The 24,363-nt window shown below is 39.1% G+C and carries 22 protein-coding genes; 8 read left to right on the forward strand and 14 right to left on the reverse strand.

Annotated features, from left to right (window positions below; genetic code table 11):
- Positions 1-6 precede the first annotated feature (6 nt).
- Positions 7-336 (forward strand): translation initiation factor, encoded by a 330-nt coding sequence (locus WNY79_RS06575; protein WP_007581414.1) that lies wholly within the window; start codon positions 7-9, stop codon positions 334-336.
- Positions 337-348: 12 nt separating this feature from the next.
- Here the strand turns inward: WNY79_RS06575 and WNY79_RS06580 are convergent, their stop codons facing one another.
- Positions 349-3,363 (reverse strand): EAL domain-containing protein, encoded by a 3,015-nt coding sequence (locus tag WNY79_RS06580; protein WP_342875429.1) that lies wholly within the window; start codon positions 3,361-3,363, stop codon positions 349-351.
- A gap of 354 nt (positions 3,364-3,717) precedes the next feature.
- Between WNY79_RS06580 and WNY79_RS06585 the strand changes: the two genes are divergently transcribed.
- Positions 3,718-4,875 (forward strand): chorismate mutase, encoded by a 1,158-nt coding sequence (locus WNY79_RS06585; RefSeq protein ID WP_076925473.1) that lies wholly within the window; start codon positions 3,718-3,720, stop codon positions 4,873-4,875.
- 127 nt (positions 4,876-5,002) lie between these two features.
- On the opposite strand, the gene tyrA is transcribed toward WNY79_RS06585, so the two are convergent.
- From tyrA to ffh, 6 genes are all read right to left on the reverse strand, one after another.
- Positions 5,003-6,136, reverse strand: coding sequence for a bifunctional chorismate mutase/prephenate dehydrogenase (tyrA, locus tag WNY79_RS06590; RefSeq protein WP_342875430.1), 1,134 nt, complete (start codon positions 6,134-6,136; stop codon positions 5,003-5,005).
- Between the two features lie 242 nt (positions 6,137-6,378).
- The gene (gene rplS, locus WNY79_RS06595; protein ID WP_007581406.1) at positions 6,379-6,738 is read right to left on the reverse strand and encodes a 50S ribosomal protein L19; all 360 of its coding nucleotides are present in this window, start codon (positions 6,736-6,738) and stop codon (positions 6,379-6,381) included.
- 33 nt (positions 6,739-6,771) lie between these two features.
- On the reverse strand, positions 6,772-7,539 hold the full coding sequence (gene trmD, locus WNY79_RS06600; protein WP_007581405.1) for a tRNA (guanosine(37)-N1)-methyltransferase TrmD: 768 nt from the start codon (positions 7,537-7,539) through the stop codon (positions 6,772-6,774).
- Positions 7,539-8,075 (reverse strand): ribosome maturation factor RimM, encoded by a 537-nt coding sequence (gene rimM, locus WNY79_RS06605; protein WP_010554631.1) that lies wholly within the window; start codon positions 8,073-8,075, stop codon positions 7,539-7,541. Before rimM ends, trmD begins: the two co-directional genes overlap by 1 nt.
- A 17-nt stretch (positions 8,076-8,092) precedes the next feature.
- The gene (gene rpsP / locus WNY79_RS06610) at positions 8,093-8,341 is read right to left on the reverse strand and encodes a 30S ribosomal protein S16 (RefSeq protein ID WP_002962192.1); all 249 of its coding nucleotides are present in this window, start codon (positions 8,339-8,341) and stop codon (positions 8,093-8,095) included.
- Positions 8,342-8,601: 260 nt separating this feature from the next.
- The gene (ffh, locus tag WNY79_RS06615; protein WP_076925472.1) at positions 8,602-9,981 is read right to left on the reverse strand and encodes a signal recognition particle protein; all 1,380 of its coding nucleotides are present in this window, start codon (positions 9,979-9,981) and stop codon (positions 8,602-8,604) included.
- 253 nt (positions 9,982-10,234) lie between these two features.
- Between ffh and ccsA the strand changes: the two genes are divergently transcribed.
- Positions 10,235-11,041 (forward strand): cytochrome c biogenesis protein CcsA, encoded by an 807-nt coding sequence (gene ccsA, locus WNY79_RS06620; protein ID WP_024593585.1) that lies wholly within the window; start codon positions 10,235-10,237, stop codon positions 11,039-11,041.
- Between the two features lie 61 nt (positions 11,042-11,102).
- On the forward strand, positions 11,103-12,371 hold the full coding sequence (locus tag WNY79_RS06625; RefSeq protein ID WP_024593584.1) for a CNNM domain-containing protein: 1,269 nt from the start codon (positions 11,103-11,105) through the stop codon (positions 12,369-12,371).
- A 48-nt stretch (positions 12,372-12,419) separates the two neighbouring features.
- On the opposite strand, the gene WNY79_RS06630 is transcribed toward WNY79_RS06625, so the two are convergent.
- Both WNY79_RS06630 and gshA read right to left on the reverse strand, forming a co-directional pair.
- Positions 12,420-13,031: a transglycosylase SLT domain-containing protein gene (locus tag WNY79_RS06630; RefSeq protein WP_010554629.1), complete on the reverse strand. Its 612-nt coding sequence runs from the start codon at positions 13,029-13,031 to the stop codon at positions 12,420-12,422.
- A 144-nt stretch (positions 13,032-13,175) separates the two neighbouring features.
- Positions 13,176-14,753 (reverse strand): glutamate--cysteine ligase, encoded by a 1,578-nt coding sequence (gene gshA, locus WNY79_RS06635; protein ID WP_342875431.1) that lies wholly within the window; start codon positions 14,751-14,753, stop codon positions 13,176-13,178.
- A gap of 588 nt (positions 14,754-15,341) precedes the next feature.
- On the opposite strand from gshA, the gene WNY79_RS06640 reads away from it, so the two are divergent.
- Positions 15,342-16,889, forward strand: coding sequence for a PAS domain-containing methyl-accepting chemotaxis protein (locus WNY79_RS06640; RefSeq protein WP_342875432.1), 1,548 nt, complete (start codon positions 15,342-15,344; stop codon positions 16,887-16,889).
- Positions 16,890-16,941: 52 nt separating this feature from the next.
- Here WNY79_RS06640 and clpB read toward each other — a convergent pair whose 3' ends face one another.
- The 3 genes from clpB to rluD form a co-directional block, all read right to left on the reverse strand.
- Positions 16,942-19,518, reverse strand: a complete 2,577-nt coding sequence (gene clpB, locus WNY79_RS06645) for an ATP-dependent chaperone ClpB (protein WP_342875433.1) — start codon at positions 19,516-19,518, stop codon at positions 16,942-16,944.
- Positions 19,519-19,614: 96 nt separating this feature from the next.
- Positions 19,615-20,346: a peptidoglycan editing factor PgeF gene (pgeF, locus tag WNY79_RS06650; protein WP_342875434.1), complete on the reverse strand. Its 732-nt coding sequence runs from the start codon at positions 20,344-20,346 to the stop codon at positions 19,615-19,617.
- Positions 20,346-21,323, reverse strand: coding sequence for a 23S rRNA pseudouridine(1911/1915/1917) synthase RluD (gene rluD / locus WNY79_RS06655; RefSeq protein ID WP_002962209.1), 978 nt, complete (start codon positions 21,321-21,323; stop codon positions 20,346-20,348). Before rluD ends, pgeF begins: the two co-directional genes overlap by 1 nt.
- Before the next feature lie 141 nt (positions 21,324-21,464).
- On the opposite strand from rluD, the gene WNY79_RS06660 reads away from it, so the two are divergent.
- Complete coding sequence (locus tag WNY79_RS06660) at positions 21,465-22,229, forward strand: outer membrane protein assembly factor BamD (protein ID WP_024598438.1); 765 nt, start codon at positions 21,465-21,467, stop codon at positions 22,227-22,229.
- Positions 22,230-22,278: 49 nt separating this feature from the next.
- On the opposite strand, the gene glnB is transcribed toward WNY79_RS06660, so the two are convergent.
- Complete coding sequence (gene glnB, locus WNY79_RS06665; protein WP_008166582.1) at positions 22,279-22,617, reverse strand: nitrogen regulatory protein P-II; 339 nt, start codon at positions 22,615-22,617, stop codon at positions 22,279-22,281.
- Positions 22,618-22,777: 160 nt separating this feature from the next.
- Here glnB and WNY79_RS06670 point away from each other — a divergent pair, with 160 nt between their 5' ends.
- Entirely contained in the window at positions 22,778-23,329 is a 552-nt protein-coding gene (locus WNY79_RS06670; protein ID WP_170072089.1) for a GspH/FimT family pseudopilin, read from the forward strand.
- 79 nt (positions 23,330-23,408) lie between these two features.
- Positions 23,409-23,939 (forward strand): GspH/FimT family pseudopilin, encoded by a 531-nt coding sequence (locus WNY79_RS06675; RefSeq protein WP_342875435.1) that lies wholly within the window; start codon positions 23,409-23,411, stop codon positions 23,937-23,939.
- Positions 23,940-23,945: 6 nt separating this feature from the next.
- Here the strand turns inward: WNY79_RS06675 and WNY79_RS06680 are convergent, their stop codons facing one another.
- Complete coding sequence (locus tag WNY79_RS06680; RefSeq protein ID WP_197185438.1) at positions 23,946-24,362, reverse strand: type IV pilin protein; 417 nt, start codon at positions 24,360-24,362, stop codon at positions 23,946-23,948.
- Position 24,363 lies beyond the last annotated feature (1 nt).

Genomic DNA, 24,363 nt, shown 5'->3' on the forward strand with positions numbered 1-24,363 from the left:
TAAGGTATGAGTGATAGTCACTTAGTATATTCAACAAGTACGGGTCGCATTGACCAGCCAAAACCAGAAAAAGAGTTAGAGGCTAAGCTTTTTAAAGATGGTTTTATTCGCATTGAACGTCAAACAAAAGGGCGTAAAGGCAAAGGCGTAATGTTAGTTGTAGGCATTGATCCAAAAGATCACGATTTAAAAAAGTTAGCTAAAACTATAAAAAGCAAAATGGGCCAAGGCGGCGCAGTAAAAGAAGGCATTATTGAAGTGCAAGGTGATGACCGCGATAAACTAAAAGCCATTTTAGAAGCGTTAAAATTTAAAGTTAAAATTGCGGGTGGTTAACCCGCAATTTTATTAACTACTTACTTCGCTATTTGAGAGCTCACTTAACTTTTCATACAATTTTGGTAGTTCGTGCTCCGCAATGGGTTTACTAAAATAATAGCCTTGTACAATGAAGCAATTATTATTTTGTAGAAACTGCATCTGCTCTATTGTCTCAACTCCTTCGGCAACCACGTCTAGCTTTAACTTTTGCGCCATGGCAATAATAGCTGCAGTGATTTCCATATCATTTGTATCCTCAGGGATATCTTTTACAAATGAACGGTCAATTTTCAATATATCAACCGGGAATCGTTTTAAGTAACTGAGCGACGAATAACCAGTACCAAAATCATCAATAGAAATAGATATACCTAAAGCTTTAAGCTCGTGAAGTTGTGTAATTGCAGCTTCTACATTTCCCATTAGCATACTTTCGGTAAGCTCTAAATGAAGGCGCTTAGCCGAAACACCCGTCCTAATTATCATTTTACTCAGTGTTGAGACTAAGCTTGAGTCTTTAAACTGGCGAGCCGATAAGTTTATCGATATATTATTTTCTAAGCCTTGCTTTGTTAATCTTACGGCAAAATCACAAGACTCTTGAAGCACCCATTCGCCTAATTCAACTATAAGGCCTGTCGCTTCTGCAATAGGAATAAATTTATCTGGAGGGATTGCGCCTTCAGTTGGGTGGAACCATCTTAATAACGCTTCATAACCAACTACCTGATGAGTACGACTATCAACTTGAGGTTGGTAGTAAACTACAAACTGTTTTTCTTTTAGTCCTATACGTAGCTCATTTTCAATAAATAAACGCTCATTAGCAGCTGCGTTCAATTCCTGGCTATAAAAGTGGAATGTATTACGCCCTTTTGCTTTTGCCTCATACATTGCTAAGTCAGCATGTTTTAATAACTGATCCTCTTCTAGGCTATCGTACGGAGCCATTGTAATACCAATACTCGCGCTCACAATAACTTCATTGCTACCTAGTTTAATAGGTACATTTAGCGTTTTTTGAATTGTATTGGCAACATCAGTCGCGTGAGCTTGGCTTTCTATACCACTGAGCAACACTGCAAATTCATCACCACCTAAGCGCGCTATGGTGTCTTCAGCTCGTAAACGTTTTTTAAGTCTGTTTGCCACTTCAATTAATAATTGATCGCCTGCATCGTGGCCTAATGTATCGTTAATACGTTTAAATTCGTCTAAATCAAAGTAAAACAATGCAAACGCATAGTGCCCACGTTCAGCTAATGCCATTGATTTACGTAATTGCATTCTAAAGAACGTTCTGTTGGCAAGACCAGTAAGGGTGTCAAAGTAAGCAAGTTGCTCCATTTTACGCTGGCTTTCTTTTACAAACGAAATGTCTTGTGCTGATGCTACGTAACTGGTTATTTCACCGCCCTCTTCACGAATTGGTGAAACACTTAAAGACACCCAAATTGGCTCTTTATTCAAGCCCTGGATTAATGTATCACCGCGCCAATAATTACGGCTGCGTAAATCTATGTCTATGTCTTCAACTAAAATAGACATCTCTGAGGCAATAATATTCAGTAATGGCGCTCTATTAAAATGACTTTCTGGGTAGCCTGTCATTTCGAGCATTTTTGGATTTACGTATTCAATTACAAAATTCTCATCGGTGATCACAACGCCAGTGCCCGAGAATGCGACCGCTTTAGATAAACGGTTAGCTGCTTTTTCAGCAATTTCTTTTTCTGTAATTCTCTGGTTTAAGCCATCGATAAGTTTGCGAATTTCTACCGTCATGTCTCTAAATGAGCCATTAAGCGTGCCAATCTCATCTTTGTTTTCTGGTGGAAATTCTGTAGTTAATTGACCTTTGCCAAAACTTGTAACTGCATAAACCAAAGTATGTAAACGGCGAAGGACTAGTTGATAAAGCGCTTGATGCAGCAATAAGGCAACTAATATTGCGTATAAAATAAAGAGACCGAAAAACTTCAGTTTTAAATCTTGTAATGCAGATAACGTAGATGAACGCTTTTTATATACCCCTATGTACCAATCTAAGTCATCAATCTTACGAATATTGATAATATGAGCTTCGTCATTTTTTTCAAATGAATTTGCGTATTCAGGTAACTTCACTGCAATAACATCGTCAATAATCGACTGCAGCGCTGGGTTTACAAATTCGTTAGTAGCGAGTGCTTTATTATCACTACCATAGTCAGCTAGTAAGGTCGGATTTAAGTCTGGGTGTGCCAACAATTGCCCTTTGCTATCAAACACAAGTAGGTGTTTTTCTTTATCACCAACAGGTAAAAACGAAATAAGTTTGTTGAGGGAAATATCGCTCCCCGTCACACCTAAAAACTCATTATCAACATAAACAGGTACTAGTAGGCTAATAACCCACTTGCGCCATACTGTATCGTAGTAGACTTTTGACCATGCAGGCTCTCTTACTGTTTCAAGCGTGCTCTTAATCGATTTATAAGTTGAGCCATTCGTCGCTCTAAAACCAGCTGGTGCGTTCAGTGCCCAGTTTGGAGGAGAAACACGAATAAAATCATCATCTGTAATGAGATAAAAGTTAAAAAAGTCGTGTACCAGTGTAGGAGATATTATACGCCACAGCATCTCAGAATCATTAAATAGGCGTTTATAAAAAGGAGAGTAATTTTGCTGCGGTAAAAATGCTGCTGATAAGCCATCAGCCGAGGCACTTCGAATCGTACCGTCGCTATTAAACTGTAACTGTGATTTGTTGCTTAAGTTAATTGGTGAATTGGGTTGGAAAAGTTGCTGTGTCACTACGTTATTAGCTTGCTGCGCAATATTTATTTTTGTTTTAATGCGCTCATTAAATTGCTTCACTAATAAGTCTGTCGAGCTTTTTAAAATCTCATGTTCTTCAAAAACAAGTTGTTTCTCTTCAGATTTAAGCATTAAGGCAGCCGCACACACCCCTGCTATTAGGCAAATAGCGGATATGAGTAGCGATAGTTTTACACTTAAAGAATTCAATCCAAAACGCGATGGAGGGCGTCTGTAAACCACGGGTCAACCTTAATTATTAATAATTGTTATTATTTGAACCAGTTAACGAAATATACCAGATCCAGTTTCATATTTATAAATTATTTGTAAACTTTCTATAAAAACTAATATAGAGGAATAAATAGTACCCTAAGCTTATTTAGATCTTTATTGACATTGTTAGCAACTCTCCATACATTAACCGCATGAAAATATTTATCTCTCGCACTTTTTTTTCGTTTTTTAGCTTCTTTATATAGGAGAGGCTTCCCTGTTTGTGAGATAAAATCAATCGAATAGTAAAGCCTCCCAACCGGGAGGCTTTTTTGTTTTTGCTGTGTAATAACAGCTTACTTTTGGAATGAGGATACCAAAATGACAAATGATGTTTTAAATACCCTAAGACACGATATAAATGAAATAGACTCTGATTTACTCGTGTTATTAGCTAAACGCCGCCGCATTAGCCATGGTGTGGTTGAGTACAAAATTGCTAACAACAAACCAATTCGCGATGAAGCTCGCGAACTAGCACTTTTAGAAAAACTGATTGGTTATGGTAAATCACTAGGTTTAGATGCTTACTACGTAAATAATGTTTTCCAAACTATTTTGGAAGACTCTGTTTTACACCAACAAGCAATGTTACAAAAAAATCTGAATCCAGATGCCCTCAGTGAAACACACCGTGTAACTTACTTAGGTGGTCAGGGTTCTTATAGCCAACTAGCATGTCATAAATATTTTAGCCGCCGCCCGGGTAAATTAGTTGAAATTGGCTGTACATCGTTTGATGAAATAACAGGTAAAGTAGAAAACGGCCAAGCTGATTTTGGTTTACTACCCATTGAAAACACAAGCTCTGGTAGTATTAACGAGGTGTTTGACTTATTACAGCACGCACAAGTATCAATTGTTGGTGAGGTAACTCACAGTGTAGAGCATTGTTTACTAGCAAATCCAGAAACAGAACTTAGCCAACTAACAAAAATATTTGCACACCCACAACCATTTGCGCAGTGCAGCCGTTTTTTACAGGGCTTAGGTGACTTACAACATGAAACATGTGACTCAACATCAAGCGCACTACAATCGGCATTAAGCACACCAAATAGTGCAGCAATTGGCTCTGCACAAGCGGGGAAAAACGTAGGGCTTGAGGTTATTAAATCAAACCTAGCTAATCAAAGCGAAAACCATAGCCGCTTTATTGTTGTTGCACGTAAGCCTCTACAAGTATCTAACCAAATTCCAACTAAAACTAGTTTGATCATGTCGACAAAACAGCAAGCGGGCTCACTAGCCGATGCGCTAATGATTTTTAAACAGCACAAGATTAATTTAGTAAAACTTGAATCTCGCCCTACTCCAGGTAATCCGTGGGAAGAAGTTTTTTATGTTGACCTAGAAGCAAACTTAGCCGAAAGCCAAGTAAAAGAAGCGCTAGAAGAGCTTAAAGAGCACACCCAATATGTACGTATTTTAGGATGCTACCAAAGCGAGTCATTGCAGGCCGTAAGCGTTAATACTTAATAAGCAATTTTACAAATCAAAAAGGGCCAATATTGGCCCTTTTTAGTTAACCAGTACCAATCTGTATAAGTATTTGAGTAATTTAACGAATTAAGTCCCCATACTTAAGCAAACGGTATAACAAATATTAATCTAAAACTTTTGAATCATTCGCTTTATTTAATAAGCTTCGACTTTGCGTTAAAAAGTGTTCTGTAGAGTCAGAAAAGTAAACTTTAGCTTCAGCAAAAGAATCAATAAGCGCGGCTTTATCTCCCGCTTTTAATTTAGCTAATGTACTTGCAAAGGTATCTTGGTACTGTGCAAGTAGGTTCTCTACATCATCAAATTGTGCGAGCATAATATCTGAGTACAGCTCAGGCGACTGTGCAAACAAACGCCCGACCATCATCAACTCTAATTGATATATAGGTGACGAGCAACTGCGCAACTCTTCTAGCGTATGACTTTGTTTTGCTAAAAACTGTCCGTACACAAATGTCGTTAAATGGCGCATTACTTGAATAATTTGCATTGCTTCATCATGTTTTTTAGCATCAAGCTCAACAAGCTGGCAACCCCATACTTGTAACTGCTGTAATAAACCTTTTGCCGCTTGGTGCTCTCGCCCTTCACATACAACAACTGTTTGTTTTACCCAATGTGATATATCGGGCCCAAACATTGGATGTAAACCAACCACAGGGCCACTGTGCGCAGCTTTTAATGCTTTAATAGGCGATTGCTTTACCGATGTAATATCTACAAGTAAACAGTCTTCATCTAGTTTAGGTAACTTAGCAACGACAGCGTCTAATGCATTAATAGGTACGCTAATCATTACCAGCTTGGCACCTTTTAAAATACTTTTAGCATCGCTTTGCTGATCTTTATCTAAAATTTTAACTTCGTAACCTGAGCGAATAAACTGCTGTGCAAATAACTGCCCCATGGCACCTTGACCACCCACAATTACAATTGGCGAAAGCTCTGGCGCTGCGCATGCAAGTTTCGCTTGTTGGTTTTGATAGGCTTCTCGCATCATACGTCTTAGTATATCTTCAACGAGATCTGGGCTTACATTTTGATTTATTGCTTCTTGTCGTCTTGCCGCTAATAGCTCTGCTTCACGGACAGGTGCATGTAAAGGCGCGCCTGTTTGTTGTTTTATCTCACCAATTTTTTGCGTAATACCATTACGTTTAGCGAGTAAGGCAACAAGTTGTGCATCGCATTCATCTATACCTTCTCTTAGCTGTGCTAAATCACTTATGTCAGCCACGTTCGTCCCACCTTAAAAAACCAAATAACGTAAATATAAATTTACATAAAAGTAAACTAATCAATACGATAAATACTAACAGGATCAGCTAACTGAGAAAAGGTTAAAGCGGAAATTTTACTAATGAGGAATTGAGAATTGAGAATTGAGAATTGAGAATTGAGAAAATAATATTCTAAAACCAAAACGGGTTGCAACCCGAAGGATGCAACCCGTTTTTTTGCGTTGATAAACAGCGCGTATTAGTTAAGTTTTTCTCTAATACGTGCAGATTTACCAGAACGCTCACGTAGATAGTAAAGCTTAGCACGGCGAACTGCACCGCGACGCTTAACTGTTACGCTATCAATAAGAGGGCTGTGCGTTTGGAATACACGCTCAACGCCTTCACCGTTCGAGATTTTACGAACTGTGAATGCTGAGTGAAGACCACGATTACGCTTAGCGATTACAACACCTTCAAAGGCCTGTAGACGCTCTTTAGCACCTTCTTTTACTTTTACCTGTACAACCACTGTATCACCAGGGCCAAATGCAGGTACGTCTGTTTTAAGCTGCTCATCTTCAAGCGCTTTAATAATATTTTGGTTTACTTTTGCCATTATGTTTCTCACTTTCCTAGGTGTAACTGTCTTCTAGCCACAAGCTTTTTGGTACTCTTGCTGAAATTTCGCGAGTAATACCGCTTGCTCCTCAGTCAGAGCTAGGTTATGCAACAAGTCAGGACGTCGTAACCAAGTTCTGCCTAATGACTGCATAAGCCGCCATTTTGCTATCTCTTGGTGGTTGCCACTGAGTAATACAGCAGGAACCTGTTTGTCGTCCAATGTTTCTGGTCGTGTATAGTGTGGACAATCTAACAAGCCATCCGAAAATGAATCTTGTTCCGCTGACTGGTTATGACCTAACACACCTGGCACTAATCGCGCTACTGCGTCAATTAATGTCATGGCAGGTAGTTCGCCACCACTCAAAATAAAATCACCAATTGACCATTCTTCATCAACATATGATTCTATTATTCTCTCATCTATACCTTCATAGCGACCGGCAATCAAAATCAGTTTTTTAGAGTTAGCGAGTTCGCTAGCACCTTGCTGATCAAGTTTGCGCCCTTGCGGGGACATATAAATTACTTTAGCACCATCACCAGCTGCTTTTTTAGCTTCGGCAATCGCTTTTTTTAATGGCTCAACCATCATTAACATACCAGGTCCGCCCCCATAAGGACGGTCATCTACGGTTCTATGCTTATCTAAAGCGTAGTCTCGCGGATTCCAGCAGTTAAAATCAATTAAGCCATTTTTTACTGCGCGACCGGTAACACCTTGGTCTGTAATAGCGTCAAACATGTCTGGAAAAAGGCTTATCACCCCTACCCATAATGAACTAGTTTGCGTCATTAAAAACCAGGATCCCAGTCTACGGTAATTTCTCTTGCGTCGTATTTAACTTCTTTAATAACTGAATCAGTTAAAAAAGGAATCAAACGCTCAGCTTGACCAAATGCGTCTTTACTGTTTGCTTTAACAACCAGTACGTCATTTGATCCTGTCTCCATCAGGTCATCAACAATGCCTAAGCTATAACCTTTATCGGTTACAACAGACATGCCAATGAGATCTCGCCAATAGAACTCACCTTGCGGGAGTTCTGGTAAATGCGCTGCATCCATTGAGATTTCAGCATGGGTATAAGCCATTGCTTCGTCTCGGTCGTTTACCTGCGCAAATTTAGCGATAAAGCCTTTGTTGTGGCGACGCCAGTCGACCACTTCTAAGGACTGCCATTTACCTTGCTGCCCTATCAACCACGGGCTGAAATCGAAGATCCCTACGGGATCATCAGTAAATGAATGTACCTTAAGCCAGCCCTTTATACCATATGGGGCACCGAGCTTTCCTACGACAATTATTGATGAGGTGTTCTCTTGACTCATGGTTACACTTACGCCTATTAAGCCGCTTTACGAGCGTCTTTTACTAACTTAGCTACGCGATCTGAAAGAGATGCGCCCTGACCTACCCAGTGTTCAACACGTGGTAAATCTAAACGAATTTTTTCTTCTTGACCTGAAGCAATTGGGTTAAAAAAGCCTACTTTCTCGATGAAGCGACCGTCACGCGAGAAACGGCTATCCGCAACCACAATTTGATAGAAAGGGCGTTTTTTAGCGCCACCACGTTGCAAACGAATAGTTACCATACCGTCCTCTATAAAGATTGACTGTTTTCATTAATAAGATTTACTCCCCAGAATGGGGAGCTGGGGAATTGTACGAGTTTTTGGCAATAACGCAAGTAAGAAGTGAACCAAAAAGGCAGTTTAGTAGGTTAAACCGTGATCTCAACGACAAATAAGAGTTAAAGGTGTATTACATGCATAATTTATTCAACAAAAAAGGAGCTATTTGCTCCTTTAAATATGATTCGCTATTATTTTAAAAAGTAACTTAATGGTACTTTTTAAAATTTAGGACCGCCGCCGCCCATCATTCCAGGTGGTAACATGCCTTTCATACCGCGCATCATTTTAGTCATGCCGCCTTTACCTTTCATTTTTTTCATCATTTTTTGCATTTGCGTAAACTGCTTAAGCAACTTATTGATCTCTTGTACTTGCGTACCTGAGCCTGCTGCGATGCGTTTTTTACGCGAACCTTTAATGATTTCTGGGCGTGCGCGCTCTTTTTTAGTCATAGAGCTAATAATAGCTTCCATTTGGATAAATGTTTTATCACCCATTTGACCTTTAACAGCATCTGGTAAGTTAGACATACCAGGGAGCTTATCAAGCATTGACATCATGCCACCCATATTCTTCATTTGCTTTAATTGATCAGCAAAGTCGTCAAGGGTAAAACCTGCGCCTTTAAATACTTTTTCAGCAACTCGAGCAGCTTGCTCTTTGTCGACTTTCATTTCGACTTCTTCGATTAATGAAAGTACGTCACCCATGCCTAAAATACGTGACGCTATGCGGTCTGGGTGGAAAGGTTCAAGTGCGTCAGTGCGCTCACCCACACCCATAAACTTAATAGGCTTGCCAGTGATATGACGAATCGATAAAGCTGCGCCACCACGTGCATCACCATCGGTTTTTGTTAATATAACACCGGTAAGTGGTAATGCTTCGTCGAATGCTTTAGCTGTATTCGCCGCATCTTGACCTGTCATTGCATCAACAACGAACAAGGTTTCAATTGGATTGATTGCTTTATGAAGATCTTTAATTTCATCCATCATGTTGCTATCAACATGTAGACGACCTGCAGTATCAACAAGTACTACATCTATAAATTTCTTTTTAGCATGTGAAATTGCTGCGGTTGCAATATCAACTGGTTTTTGCGAAATATCACTTGGGAAAAAATCAACATCAACTTCTGCTGCAAGCGTTTCTAGCTGTTTAATAGCCGCAGGACGATAAACATCGGCACTTACTACAAGTACTGATTTCTTTTTTCGCTCTTTTAAAAACTTAGCAAGCTTAGCTACACTGGTGGTTTTACCCGCACCTTGTAGACCCGCTACCATTACAACGGCTGGCGGTTGCGCATTTAGACTTAGCTCTTCATTAGCCTCACCCATTGCTTTTTCTAGTTCTTCACGCACTATTTTTATAAATACTTGGCCCGGGCTTAAGCTTTTTGTAACTTCAACCCCAACTGCACGTTCTTTAACTTGTTTTACAAACTCGCGAACAACAGGCAATGCCACATCGGCTTCTAAAAATGCCATACGCACTTCGCGAAGTGTGTCTTTTATGTTGTCTTCCGTCAGACGGCCACGGCCACTGATATTTTTTAAGGTTTTACCTAATCGTTCTTGGAGGTTCTCAAACATGTAACGGTTCCGATAAGACGTTTATATCAATCCATTTAAATTTTACGGTTAATTTGATTTTTCAATTAACCTAGATTGACTTATTAAGTTTCAATTAAAAGTAGTATACCGTATATGGCGCCTTACAATATAGTGTTCAAGTGCACCTTGTTGAGTTTCTTTTTTTAAGGTCTATGCATTTGCTTTGCTATAAAATACAATGGCTATATAACAACAAGGATTATTTTGTCTCAAATTAAGTGGCCCAAGCACAATGCTGATTATTAGTTTAACTATTATTGCCAGTTTATTTTATGTGTTAGCAACGTCTCACGTGCTTTCACGCCTGTTTCATCAACAAGGCCCTAGCCAAAAAGTAACCGTTATTTTAAGCACGGTTGCTATAGTGGCGCATATGCTGCTGTTAGTTAACTCTGTTTTTAGAGCCGACGGTCAAGATTTAAGTATCGTAAACGTCGCTCTTTTGACCTGCTGGGTGATTGTAGTTTCGGTGACGGCTGTCTCACTAAAATTCCCTGCGACTTTATTGTTGCCCGTTGTTTATGGTTTTGGTGCCTTACTAACCATTGCCAGTTTATTTATTCCTCATCATATTTTATTACAAAGTATTAATATTGAGGTGGGTTTAGTAACGCACATATCCTTATCTTTGTTAGCCTACTGTATTTTAATTATTGCTACTTTATATGGTGTACAGTTTTATTTTATTGATAAACGTTTAAAACGTAAAGATTTAGCAATTGTGCACAGCCACCTTCCGCCTTTAATGGTTGTGGAACGCCAGCTTTACCAACTTCTTAATTTAGGCACTATATTACTCACATTTGCATTACTTTCAGGGTTTGTATTTCTTGATGGAATGTTCGCTAAAGAGTTCATTCATAAAACAATATTATCGTTAGTTGCGTGGGCTATTTTTGCCGTTGTAGCTATCGGGCATATGAAAAAGGGTTGGCGCGGTAAACCGGTGGTTATTACAATCATGGTCGCTGCATTTGTCCTCACACTCGCTTATTTTGGCAGCCGTTTCATACAAGAAGTGATACTAAATAAGTTTTAACTTGACTCTGCTTGCTCACTCTAGCTTAATACGCATTGATTTATAAGAAAAGGATCCATCGTTGGACGACATATCGACAAGTACCCTATTTATCATTTTAGGTTTTTTGGTGCTTTTTTCTGCTTATTTTTCTGGTTCAGAAACCGGAATTATGTCAATCAATCGTATACGCCTGCGACACCTCGCTAAAGAGGATCATCGTGCAGCTAAACGAGTCAGTAAATTACTTAGCCGTCCAGATAGGCTCATCGGTTTAATTTTAATCGGTAATAATCTTGTCAATATAGCAGCAGCCCAAGTTGCAACCATTATAGGTATTCGCCTTTACGGTGACCTAGGTATTGCTATAGCAACGGGTGTGTTAACTCTAGTTGTGCTTATATTTGCAGAAGTAACACCTAAAACCCTTGCTGCCCTCTACCCTGAAAAAGTTGCTTTTCCAAGTTCAATAATACTTAAGGGATTACTAAAAATTCTCTTCCCTTTTGTTGTGGTTATTAACTGGATGACAAACGGTATACTGCGGTTATTTGGTATTAGTGCCGCTCAAATCGACGAACACAGCATGAGTAAAGAAGAATTAAAAACAGTACTCAATGAGTCCGGTGCACTTATTCCTGCTCGTCATCAAAGTATGCTGACTTCAATTTTAGATTTAGAACAAGTTACCGTTGAAGATATTATGATCCCACGAAACGAAATTGTGGCCATTGATATTAATGACGATTGGAAACTAATTAGTCGCCAACTTACCCATGCACAACATACTCGCGTGTTGTTGTATCGCGATAACATAGATGATGCAGTTGGTTTTATTCACTCACGTGATGCGCTTCGTCTACTTACAAAAGAGCAATTTGATAAACCTTCTTTGCTACGAGCTGTACGTGAAATTTACTTTATCCCTGAAGGAACATCACTAAATACTCAGCTATTAAAGTTTCAGCAATCTAAAGAACGCATAGGCTTAGTGGTAGATGAGTATGGCGACATCCAAGGCCTAGTGACCCTAGAAGATATTTTAGAAGAAGTTGTTGGCGATTTTACAACGACGCAAACTCGTACGCCAAGCGAAGAAGTAGAAACACAAACTGATGGCTCATGTATTGTGGATGGCGGCGCTAACGTACGCGATTTAAATAAAGAAATGGGTTGGGATTTTCCGCTAGATGGACCTAAAACTCTGAGTGGTTTAATTGTTGAATACTTGGAGAATATTCCTGATGCAAATATTAGTTTGCGTATCGCGGGATATCCTATTGAAGTACTCGAAGTAAAAGAAAATATGATAAAACAAGTGAAGATACTGCCAAATAAGCGTTCTCGCTAAATAAAAAAGGAGCCAATTGGCTCCTTTTTTATATCCATTAATAACTATCTAGCCAAATATAAGACGTTCAAACCAACCTTTATCAAGCTCTTCTTCGCAGTGTTTTAATTGCGCACCATAACGGCTAGCTCTGTGCTTAACTTTGTTCGCAACACCCATTAGCCACTTTTTCTTTTTGTACGTGCCACGCTTATACCCACCCCAACCTTCATGATAATTAAGGTATTGTGCGTAAGCATCCCATTTAGATATTTTATTTACTTTATGCGTTTTATAAACAAACCACGCCATAAAGTCGATTGCATCGTCAAAGTCGTCTCTATCAGCACCGTTGTTGCCTGTTTCACGAATATAATCAGACCATGTTGGTGTTTTAGCTTGCGAGTAACCATAGGCATCACTTGCGCGACCGGTAGGAATTATCCATAAGAAGTACTCCATAGGCGGAGCGGCATCATGCTTAAATGAGCTTTCTTGGTACATCATACTCATGAGTACATGCTTGGGAGAACCCCATTTTTCTTGTGCATCTTTTGCGTCGAAATACCAATCTGGCTTTTCTTCAAAGATTTTACATAAATCGTTAGGTTGCTTTGGAGGCGCTGTAGCACAACCGGCTAAAGTAATGGCGAGAGATAGGATAATTGCATTTTTTTTCATTTTTCTAAGATCTCACAGAACTTTTTTATAAAGTGTGGGTCTGACTCAATGAATGCAGCAGTACAGCATTAATTCATCCCTGAATATATTTACGCAGCCAACTTAGGCTGCGTTTTTTTGCTTAAATGTTGCTAAATACCAAGGTTATTTACCGTCAAAATACGCATCTAAAAACGCGGTAAATGACTGGGTATCTGCTTGCTCAATTGCAGCTTGTGCTTCGTTAGACTCTACAACTTGTTGTTCCAGCCAAGGCTTTAAAAACTCGCTGTAGTCAGTATCTGCGTGGCTTTGCTTATATTTACTAGCCAATGCTAGTGCAAAGTGACCGTTGTCTAAACCAGACTCTTTTAATTGTGACACGTAACGTCCAGAGTAAGTAAGCTCTGGATTATGTATCCACGTTGCCATGCGCTTTATAGTATCTGAGTAATAGTTAACACCATAAGCATTATCCATCCATTTAGCGACATCAGTAAGCTGGGTAAATATTTCATCGCCCCACGACTGAAGGCTACGCTGTGTGTTATTAAAGTTAAGCATTAGCCCTTCTTCTCGACCTTGGTTTACTACTGTGTCGAGATTTTCAGTACTACGCGCTTGTTCTTTCCAATCCATTGGAGCTGAATCTTTTAATAAACAATACGTTAAAAACACATCTAAAAAGTGAATTTGTTCAATATCAATACCAACTTCACTAAACGGGTTTACGTCTAATGCGCGAATTTCTACGTATTCAATGCCAGCTCGAAGCAATGCATCCGTTGGCGTTTCACCACTTTTTGCATTACGCTTAGGACGAATTGGCGAGTAAAATTCGTTTTCAATCTGCAGAATATTTTTATTTAACTGCTTAGGGTTTTCACTCTTGTAGTCATCAAGATCACCATAAATTTCTGATGGTGTGTTGATTGCTTTTTTAAGGCCCGCTACATATTCATCTAACGAGTTATACATTACGCGTAGTGACGACTGCGCGCTATTTGTATAGCCTAAATTACCTAAACGCAGTGCTGTACCAACTTCTAAGTAAAGCGTGCCTTTACCTAGTTTTTTAAATGGTAAGTCGGTTTTTCGCCCTTGCAAAAATGAGTTACACAATGCTGGCGATGCGCCAAACATATAACTTATTAGCCATAGTTCGCGTTTAAAGTTACGAATAAGCGCTAAATAACCTTCTGAGATAAAATCTTGAAGGTTTGCCTTGCTTTTTTGTAACGAATGAAGTGACTGCCAAAGCGTATCTGGAAATGAAATATTAAAGTGAACACCCGCAATTGCTTGCATCATACTACCGTAACGATTTTTTAATCCTTCACGGTATAGTGTTTTCATTTGGCCTGTATTTGAACTACCAAATTGAGCTAGCACTATATCGTCTTGGTGCTCAATAAAACACGGCATGCTAATAGGCCAAAGCAGTTCATCACCCATTTTTTCTAGAGTGAACTTTTGAAGGTCTTTTAATTGCTTAAGTGTTTGCGTTGACGATTCACTAACTGGAGTAATAAATTCAAGTAAAGACTCAGAAAAATCAGTTGTGATATGGCCGTTAGTTAACGCACTGCCCACACCTTTTGGGTGACCTTGAGGTGATATAGCGCCATTATCTTGTATTCTCAGCGACTCTCGCTCTATGCCACGTTTAATGCCTTTAACTGCATGTTGGTGCTCATTTACTGATAACGCTTCAAGTGCGTTAGCTAAATCATGTGTTGTCAAAAAATCTTTCCTCGGGCCACGTGGCTTAATCATAAGGTTATGGGGGCTAATTACTTAGACTCAAGATAAATACCAATTTTATTGAAAATATGATCATTCTATCGCATTAAATAGCGCACTCACTGCGTTAAAAATTATTCATATAGAACAACTATATGTCATAATTTTCGTCTTACTATTGTGCTATTTTCTTAACGCTATAATAGATCACTTATTTAATGCAACTGTTATAAATTGCTAAGAACAATATAATTTTTCTAAGTTAATAATTATTTACCCACTCTATACATGCGTTTGATATGACCAACATCATTATATTAAGTCGTAATATTGCCATTGCTCTGGGCATTATACAAATGCTTTAAATGCGTATTTAAGTATAAATTAAATACGCAAAATATAAGCCTAAAATAATAGACCGGAACTTGTTTAAAATGAGCTCAATTTAGCTATCCGACATTTAAATTTGATCTAGATCAATAAACGCAATTATTTGCCTTATGAGCATACAAGGAATGACGCTATTTTTTGCTTTGTAGTGTGTAACCAATATAATGACAGCAACAATAAAGGATGATAATAAACATAATGCACAATGATAAAAGCTTAAAAAATGAAGAAGTATACTTTGATGAGTCACAAGAGCTTGTTTCTACTACCGACCTCAAAGGTGTAATAACATACGTCAATCAAGAGTTTTGCTCTGTGGCAGGATATAGCGCACAAGAGCTTATCGGTCAGCATCATAATATTGTTCGTCACCCTGATATGCCAAAAGCTGCTTTTAAAGAAATGTGGGCAACATTAAAAAAAGAACACTCGTGGCGTGGTATGGTTAAAAATCGCTGTAAAGATGGCCGTTATTATTGGGTAGATGCCTTTGTAACACCCATTTTTGAGCATAGCCGACTTGTTGGTTATCAATCAGTAAGAACCAAAGCGAGCTCTCAACTTAAACAACGTGCACACGCTCTTTACAACAAAATAAATACCAACAAATCATCATTTAATCTGCGAGAACACACGGCGATAAGACAAAGCATCACATTCATATGCCTATTATTTTGGCTAATTTTTACTGCTGTTGTTGGGTCAATTACTATCGCTGCAATTAGCCTATTTATTTGCGCTTTAGTTATTGTGCTAAATTATGATGAACTGATTATTACCCCTAAAATATTACGCGAACAAAAAGCGCAAGCCGATTCAATCTCTCGCTATATTTACAGCGGCCACACACCGCATAGCGTAAGTGATTATAGAGAGCAAATGCTAAGCGCAAAGTTGCGCACGGTTCTTGGCCGTATGAAAGACTCTACATTAAGCTTCAATGGCATTGCGACTGATCTAGATAAACAATCTACGCTTACTGAAAAAGGCATTTCTTCGCAAGGTGAGCGTTTAGAACAAATTGCATCAGCGATGACTCAAATGAGCTCTACCATTGGTGAAATATCGGTGAATACCGCTCAAACAGCTGATAAAGTGAATAACACCCACCAAAGTTGCTCTGAAATAAAAGACCATATTGCAGATAATAGTAAAATGGTATCTGATTTAGCTTTTCAAGTAGAAAAGGCTGCAACCACAGCCACCAGCTTAGCCTCTGAAGCAGATAAGATTGGTAAGGTAATGAGTGAAATAGAGGGAATTGCCGATCAAACTAACTTACTTGCCCTTAATGCAGCGATTGAAGCAGCTAGAGCGGGAGAGCATGGTCGAGGCTTTGCTGTAGTCGCCGATGAGGTAAGGACTCTTTCGTCACGCACTCAAAATGCTACGACACAAATCCATAGCTCTATTAAAGAAATACAAGACACTTTATTTAGCTGGTCCAAAGTAATGCAAAGCACTAAAGCACAAGCCGATAACTGTGTTTTGACAACCGATAAAACCCAAGTTGAATTAGAGGGGATTTTTATCCAAATCAGTGAAATATCTCACTTGGCAATACAAATATCATCCGCTGCAGAAGAGCAACAAATGGTTAGTAACGACATTAGTAATAATGTTTCGCAAATTAAAGACTTTGGAGATAACAACTTAAGTTTAAGCTTTAATGTGGCGAAAGGAGCTGCTGAACTTGTTGAAGGTTCACGTAGAGTAAACGATTTATTACTAACTTTTAAAGTTTAACAAACATAAAAAAGCCGCTATTTTAGCGGCTTTAGAGTTTAATTATTTACAATTAGCGTTTGGTAAATACCAAAGCGTCGTCATTTGCATCAATAACAATCACGCAACCAGGTATGTAGTCTCCATTAAGTAGCTTTTGGGCCAACGGGTTTTCAATCGTTTGTTGAATAGCCCGCTTAAGCGGACGTGCACCGTAGACAGGATCAAACCCACTTTCTGCAATTCGCTCAAGAGCCGCATCACTTATTTCAAGCAGATACCCCATCTCTGTTAAACGCTCACGTAATTTCATTAACTGAATATCAGCTATTTCTTTTATGTGCTCGTTAGCTAATGGGTGGAACACGACCGTCTCGTCTATACGGTTAATAAACTCAGGCCTAAACTCATTAATTAATACTTCCATTACTTTAGCTTTAAGGGTCGTATAGTCATTATTACCAGCTTGCTCTTGGATAATATCTGAGCCTAAGTTTGAGGTCATGATAATAACGGTATTTTTAAAATCAACCGTTCTACCTTGTCCGTCAGTTAATCGACCATCATCTAATACTTGCAGTAAAATATTAAACACATCAGGATGTGCTTTTTCTATTTCATCAAGCAATATAACAGAGTAAGGCTTACGACGTACGGCCTCGGTTAAATAACCGCCCTCTTCGTAACCCACGTAACCTGGAGGTGCCCCCACTAAACGTGCAACTGAATGTTTTTCCATAAATTCAGACATGTCGATACGCACCATGGCATCTTCGGTATCAAACATAAAACCAGCCAATGCTTTTGTCAGCTCTGTTTTACCCACACCTGTTGGGCCTAAAAACAAGAAAGAGCCAATAGGACGATTCGGATCAGCAAGCCCGGCACGCGAGCGGCGTATTGCGTTAGAAACAGCAACAACCGCCTCATCTTGCCCTATTACTTTACTGTGTAACTTATCTTCCATTTGCAGTAGCTTTTCACGTTCACCTTGTAGCATTCTTGCAACAGGGATACCGGTCCAGCGAGACAGTATTTCAGCAATTTCATCCTCACCTACTTGGTTTTTAAGCAGGGTCATTTCTTGCATTTCGGCTTGTGAGGCTAAATCAAGTTTTCGTTCAAGCTCTGGAATTCGCCCATATTGCAGCTCTGACATACGCTGTAAATCACTTGCTCTTCGCGCTACATCTAAATCTAATCTTGCTTGTTCAAGCTCGGCTTTAATTACTTGCGTGCCTTGAAGTGATGCTTTTTCAGCATTCCATATCTCGTCTAGCTCGCGGTATTGGCCGTCAAGGTCGGTGATCAATTCTTGCATTTCAGCTCGACGTTTTTGACTTGCTTCGTCTTTTTCTTTCGCTAGCGCGTTATCTTCTAACTTAAGTTGGATAATACGGCGTTCAAGCTTATCTAACGATTCTGGTTTTGAATCAATTTGTAATCGAATTGAAGAGCCTGCTTCGTCTATTAAATCAATCGCTTTATCGGGTAACTGACGGTCGCTAATATAACGGTGGGATAACTGCGCCGCAGCAACAATCGCGGGATCAGTAATTTCTACTGAATGATGTAGCTCATATCGCTCTTTTAGGCCTCGCAATATTGCGATGGTATCTTCAACCGATGGCTCTTCAATAAGTACCTTTTGAAATCGACGCTCAAGAGCTGCGTCTTTCTCTATGTATTTACGATATTCATCAAGCGTGGTTGCGCCAACGCAGTGTAATTCACCGCGTGCTAATGCTGGCTTTAACATATTGCCTGCATCCATTGCGCCATCACTTTTTCCTGCACCCACAATAGTATGTATTTCATCAATAAATAAAATGACTTGGCCTTCTTCTTTAGCCAATTCGTTTAATACTGATTTTAGACGTTCTTCAAATTCGCCACGATATTTAGCACCCGCAACTAACGCACCTAAATCAAGTGATAGTACGCGTTTATTTTTTAATCCTTCAGGTACTTCACCATTAATAATACGCTGTGCTAACCCCTCAGCGATTGCTGTTTTACCAACACCCGGTTCACCGATTAATACAGGGTTATTTTTAGTACGGCGTTGTAATACCTGAATCGTGCGGCGAATTTCGTCATCGCGACCAATAACGGGGTCAAGCTTACCTTGCTCTGCTCGCTCAGTTAGATCAATCGTGAACTTTTCAAGCGCTTGACGTGTTTCTTCGGCATTTGGGTCATCAACTTTTTGGCCGCCGCGAATCGCTTTAATTGCAGTTTCAATTTTGGTCGAGGTAATATTTAACGACCTAAATATATCGCCAAGTGGACCTTTATCATCGCATGCCGCCAGTACAAATAATTCACTTGAAATATATTTGTCTTTGCGTTTTTGCGCGTACTTATCACATAGATTAATAAGTGAAGCCATATTATTTGATAGCTGAACGTCACCACCGACACCTTCGACTTTAAATAATTTTTCTATTTCTTGTGAAAGCTTGGTGTTGAGTTCGTCAGCGCTGACACCCGTTTGTGCAAATAATGCACGTACACTAGAGCCACTTTGCTTTAGTAGTGAATACATTAAATGTACGGGTTCAATAAATTGATGATCGCGGCCAAGGGCTAGCGATTGCGCATCAGAGAGCGCAGATTGAAATTTACTTGTAAATCTATCTAAACGCATGGTGTTACCTATTAAATAATCTAATTGCTTAATTAATGGGTATGTTTAGGTGTTTGTTCAAGGTGTAGGGGGAAATATAATGATTAAAGATACTAATTACTTGCGCCAGATCAAACTTGCCATACGTCCGGTTTGTCCATCCCGTCGATAAGAAAAAAATAAGTCACTTTGAGAGACTGTACAATAGTCGCCGCCTGTAATATTTTTAACGCCTTGCTGGGTAAGGAAAGTACGCGCAATGCCATAAATATCAGCAAGATACTTGCCATTAGCTTGTGGTGTAAATGCTTGAATAAATGAAGAAGACCTTTTTTGAAATAACTCAAGCACTTCAGCCCCAACCTCAAATTGAGTTGGCCCAATTGCAGGCCCTAGCCACGCACTTATGTTTTCATACTTTGAGCTAAAACATTCTAAAGTATTTTTAATAATTCCCTGCTCAAGCCCTCGCCAGCCGCCATGTATAGCTGCAACTTCCTTTTCATCATCACTCACTAATAAAATAGGCAAGCAATCGGCAGTCATTATAGCCAAAGGCTGATTTAATAACTGAGTATAAAGCGCATCAGCATTGTGTAACTCATCAAAATCAAAATGCTCATCAACAATAACAACATTAGAGCTATGAACTTGATTTAGCCACACGGCAGGTTTAGGTAGGAGATTTGTTAGTAATGAGCGGTTTTTTGATACATGATTTTGATTATCACCAACATGGAATCCCAAATTAAAACTTTTAAATGGGATTTTTGAAACACCACCTCCACAAGTAGTACTTAACGTTCCTACTTTATGAAGGTTTTGCCATGTCGCTGACAATAAGTGCATTATCTATCGATATCAGGATTGGCTTTAGTATCTTCACGTAGTGCATGTGTCATCGCGACCATATCGTCTGGGATAGGTGCTTGCCATGTCATCATTTCACCGGTGATTGGGTGCGCAATACTCAATTTTACAGCATGTAGTGCTTGGCGTCTAAAGCTACGAAGTAACTCAAATAACTCAGGTGTTGCACCTTTAGGTGGACGCGGACGGCCGCCATAAGATTGGTCGCCAATTAGCGGGTGATTTAAATGTGCCATATGCACACGAATCTGGTGAGTACGACCTGTTTCCAAGCGCAGGCGTAAGCGTGTATGAGCACGGAATTTTTCAGCAACACGGTAATGTGTAATTGCCGGTTTACCCAGTTCATGTACTGCCATATGAGTACGCTGAGTCGGATGGCGGCCAATTGCTTTTTCAACCATACCACCTGCGGTCATAGTGCCATTACACAGTGCTTCATATTCACGCGTGAAGTTTTCACGCTTTTGTAGCGCTGTTACTAAATGCGTTTGTGCTGGAATCGTTTTAGCTACAACCATTAAACCGGTCGTGTCCTTATCTAAACGATGCACAATACCTGCGCGCGGCACGTTAATTATTTCAGGGTAGTAATGTAGTAATGCGTTTAGCACTGTTCCATTAGGGTTACCCGCACCAGGGTGAACCACTAGGCCCATTGGTTTATTAATTACCAAAATATCATCATCTTCATAAACAATGTTTAATTTGATATCTTGTGCTTCGTATTCGCGTGGTGCTTCAATTGTTGTTTCAACACTTACAACTTCACCACCTAGTAGCTTTTCGCGTGGAGTGTTGAAAATTTCACCGTCTACAGTGATTTTATCATCCAAAATCCACGTTTTTATACGAGAACGTGAATAATCAGGGAACAATTGTGCTAATACTTGGTCTAGACGTTTACCACCTAATTCGGTTGGAACGTCGGCTTGAAGAGAAATTTGCTCTGACATTAGTAACTTTACCCAATTTACCAGTGCAAGCTTTGCTCGACTGGGTTAGAATCGCTTTTAATAAAAGCATAATATAATACGCATAGTTTACTCGGTTTTACCGACTTGGCCTAGCCGAAGACATCGAAGGTAACAAATAAAATGATAAATAAAATAGGGAAACGTGCATTTGCCATTGTTTTTTCAGTTTCTGTACTTAGTTTAGGTGCTTGTTCGTCTGCTCCAGACCAAGAAGACATTCAACGTGTACCGAATAAATCTGCACACGCTTTATATGAAGATGCAAAAGAAACACTAGATTCTGGTTTATATGCTCGTGCAATTGAGCTTTTGAGTGCAATAGATTCTCGCTACCCGTTTGGCCCATTCTCTAAACAAGTACAAATGGACTTAGTGTATGCACATTACCAATCAGGTAATACTGAACAAGCACTTGCAACCATTGACCGCTTTATTCGCTTAAACCCAAACCATAAAGACCTGGATTACATGTATTACATGCGTGGTTTAGTAAACATTAAAGCTGATAAAAATGCGTTCCAAGAATACTTTGGTGTAGATAGAGCCGACCGTGATGCTAACCGTACTCGTGTTGCATTTACCGATTTATCAACACTAGTAAAACGCTTTCCGAAAAGTGATTACGCACCTGAAGCTAAGCGTCGCTTAGTATGGCTTTTAAATCGTATGGCACGTTATGAATTAAAAGTAGCCACTTACTATTATGAGCGTGAAGCTTATTTAGCTGCTGCTAATAGAGGTAAATTTGTTGTTGAACATTACTCACAAAGCAGTTACTTAGATCCAGCGCTTGAAATGATGGAAAAAAGTTACAATCAATTAGGCTTAACTGAGCTTAGTGAGCACGCAAAGCAAACAAGAAGACTAAATAAAAGAACTAAATAAATAATAAAGGCGCTTACTAAGCGCCTTTTTACTACATAGAAAAACAAGCTTAAATCGCTTCTTCATCTTCCTCAGCAGTACGAATACGTATTACACGCTCAACATCAGTGACAAATATTTTACCATCACCGATTTTTCCTGTTTGCGCCGTTTTTACAATAACTTCAATTGCACGATCTACATTTTCATCAGTCAATACAATATCAAGTTTAACCTTAGGTAAAAAATCCACCATATATTCTGCGCCACGGTATAGCTCAGTGTGACCTTTTTGACGTCCAAAGCCTTTAACTTCGCTTACCGTCATACCTGTAATACCCACGTCAGACAGTGCTTCACGCACATCATCTAACTTAAAAGGTTTGATAATTGCTTCTATTTTTTTCATATTAATTACTTTTGAAAGCTCCAGTTGTCTCGATTTTAGACAATCATGATGCTCATAGCAAACAAAGCGATTGAATTACGGTGATAAAACAACCGATCATGGTATAATTTATTGTATAAAAATAGCGATACTTAAATGACTAGCAGTAAATGAGATTAATATGAAAAACAAACAAAACGGATTCACTCTTTTAGAACTCATGGTAACCGTTGCTATCGTTGGGATCATTGCATCCATTGCTATCTGGAATAGCAGCGATATGCTAGAAGAAAATAGAGCTGAGAATTTTTTGTTGGAATTAAAAAGAAGCATTACTTATGCTCGCTCTCAAGCAGCAAGTACGGATGAAATAGTAATTCTATGTCCCGCACAAGAAGGCGCTATTAAACAAGCCAATGATGAATTTGAATGTCAACAAGAATGGGACACGAATAAAATCATTGTTGTTTTTGTTGATGCTGATAACAATGGAAGTTATAACGTAGCTAACGATGCCTTGCTGAGAGTTATAGAGGATATTCCTGCAACTGATAGCCTTAGTTATAGTGGTGACGAGACAAGTCTTCGTTTTAATACTAGTGGTCGTATTACAACAAATCCTGGAGACTTTATCTATTGCCCTAATAATGATAATGAAAATAACAAAGCTTTAACAGTATCTCAATCTGGTACTTCTTTTTATACTGGTGATACAGCTCAGACTTGCGATTAAAAAACATACAAATTCATCTTGTCATATTTGTATCATTTACTAGACTGAGTTAATCATTTATTAACTCAGGTCTTCAAGGATGAGATTATCAATATCAAAAAACAAGGGAGTGACACTTCTTGAATTAATGGTTTCGATTGCTGTTGTCAGTGTAATCAGTCAATTATCGATGTGGTTTTATCCAGACTTCTTGGCTAAAAACCGATTAGATGACCATGTGAATCTACTACACCGAAATATAAATTATGGCCGCCTTTACGCAATTGAAAATGGTACCTACGTCACGCTTTGCGCACTAAAAGGCAGTCAATGTACAAAGGATGAGTGGGATGGTCAAATGTCACTATTTATCGACAAAGATAAATCAACGACTCTAGATGATGATGAGTTGCTCTTAAGCACTTTCGAGGATGTTCATGATGCTGATACTTTAGAGTATCCGCGCAACGCCATTACATTTCGTCCAGATGGCTCTTTAAATGGTTTTCAAAATGGAACTTTTATATATTGCCCCAATAGCAATAAAGCCAATCTCGAAGGATTGGCTTTATCTGTAAGTCAAACAGGTAGAATTCGCATCAAATCAACTGATAAGTGTCAGAAGAAGTAATCTTGGCTATCGACCCCAGCAATAGTCAACATCTGAGTCTCCTTTAGACCCTTTTGCACCTTTGAGGCCTGTGTCAGTAATTGTAAGCTCTTTACAATCATTATCGCCTTTTACAACACCGTCTATAGGTTTAGCTGTAATAGTGAAGGTATTGCTATCGACTACACTTATAGATAGTTCAAAATGGCCATTTTCGGTTTTACTTTGCAATCCTAAATCAGTAAATGTCTCTGTATATTCCCTATTATCGACAAAATACTGCTCCTCCTTGTTTGCAGCATCTAATAATGCTGCAGCAGCTTCAGCGCGCGAAGCCCGCTTTACATATTCAGTATAGTTAGGCAGCGCAATTGAAGCGAGTATGCCGACGATAGCAACGGCTATCATCAGCTCAATTAAGGTAAACCCGTGTTGTTTTTTCATT

Source organism: Pseudoalteromonas sp. AS84, assembly GCF_038900255.1.
Lineage (GTDB): Bacteria > Pseudomonadota > Gammaproteobacteria > Enterobacterales > Alteromonadaceae > Pseudoalteromonas.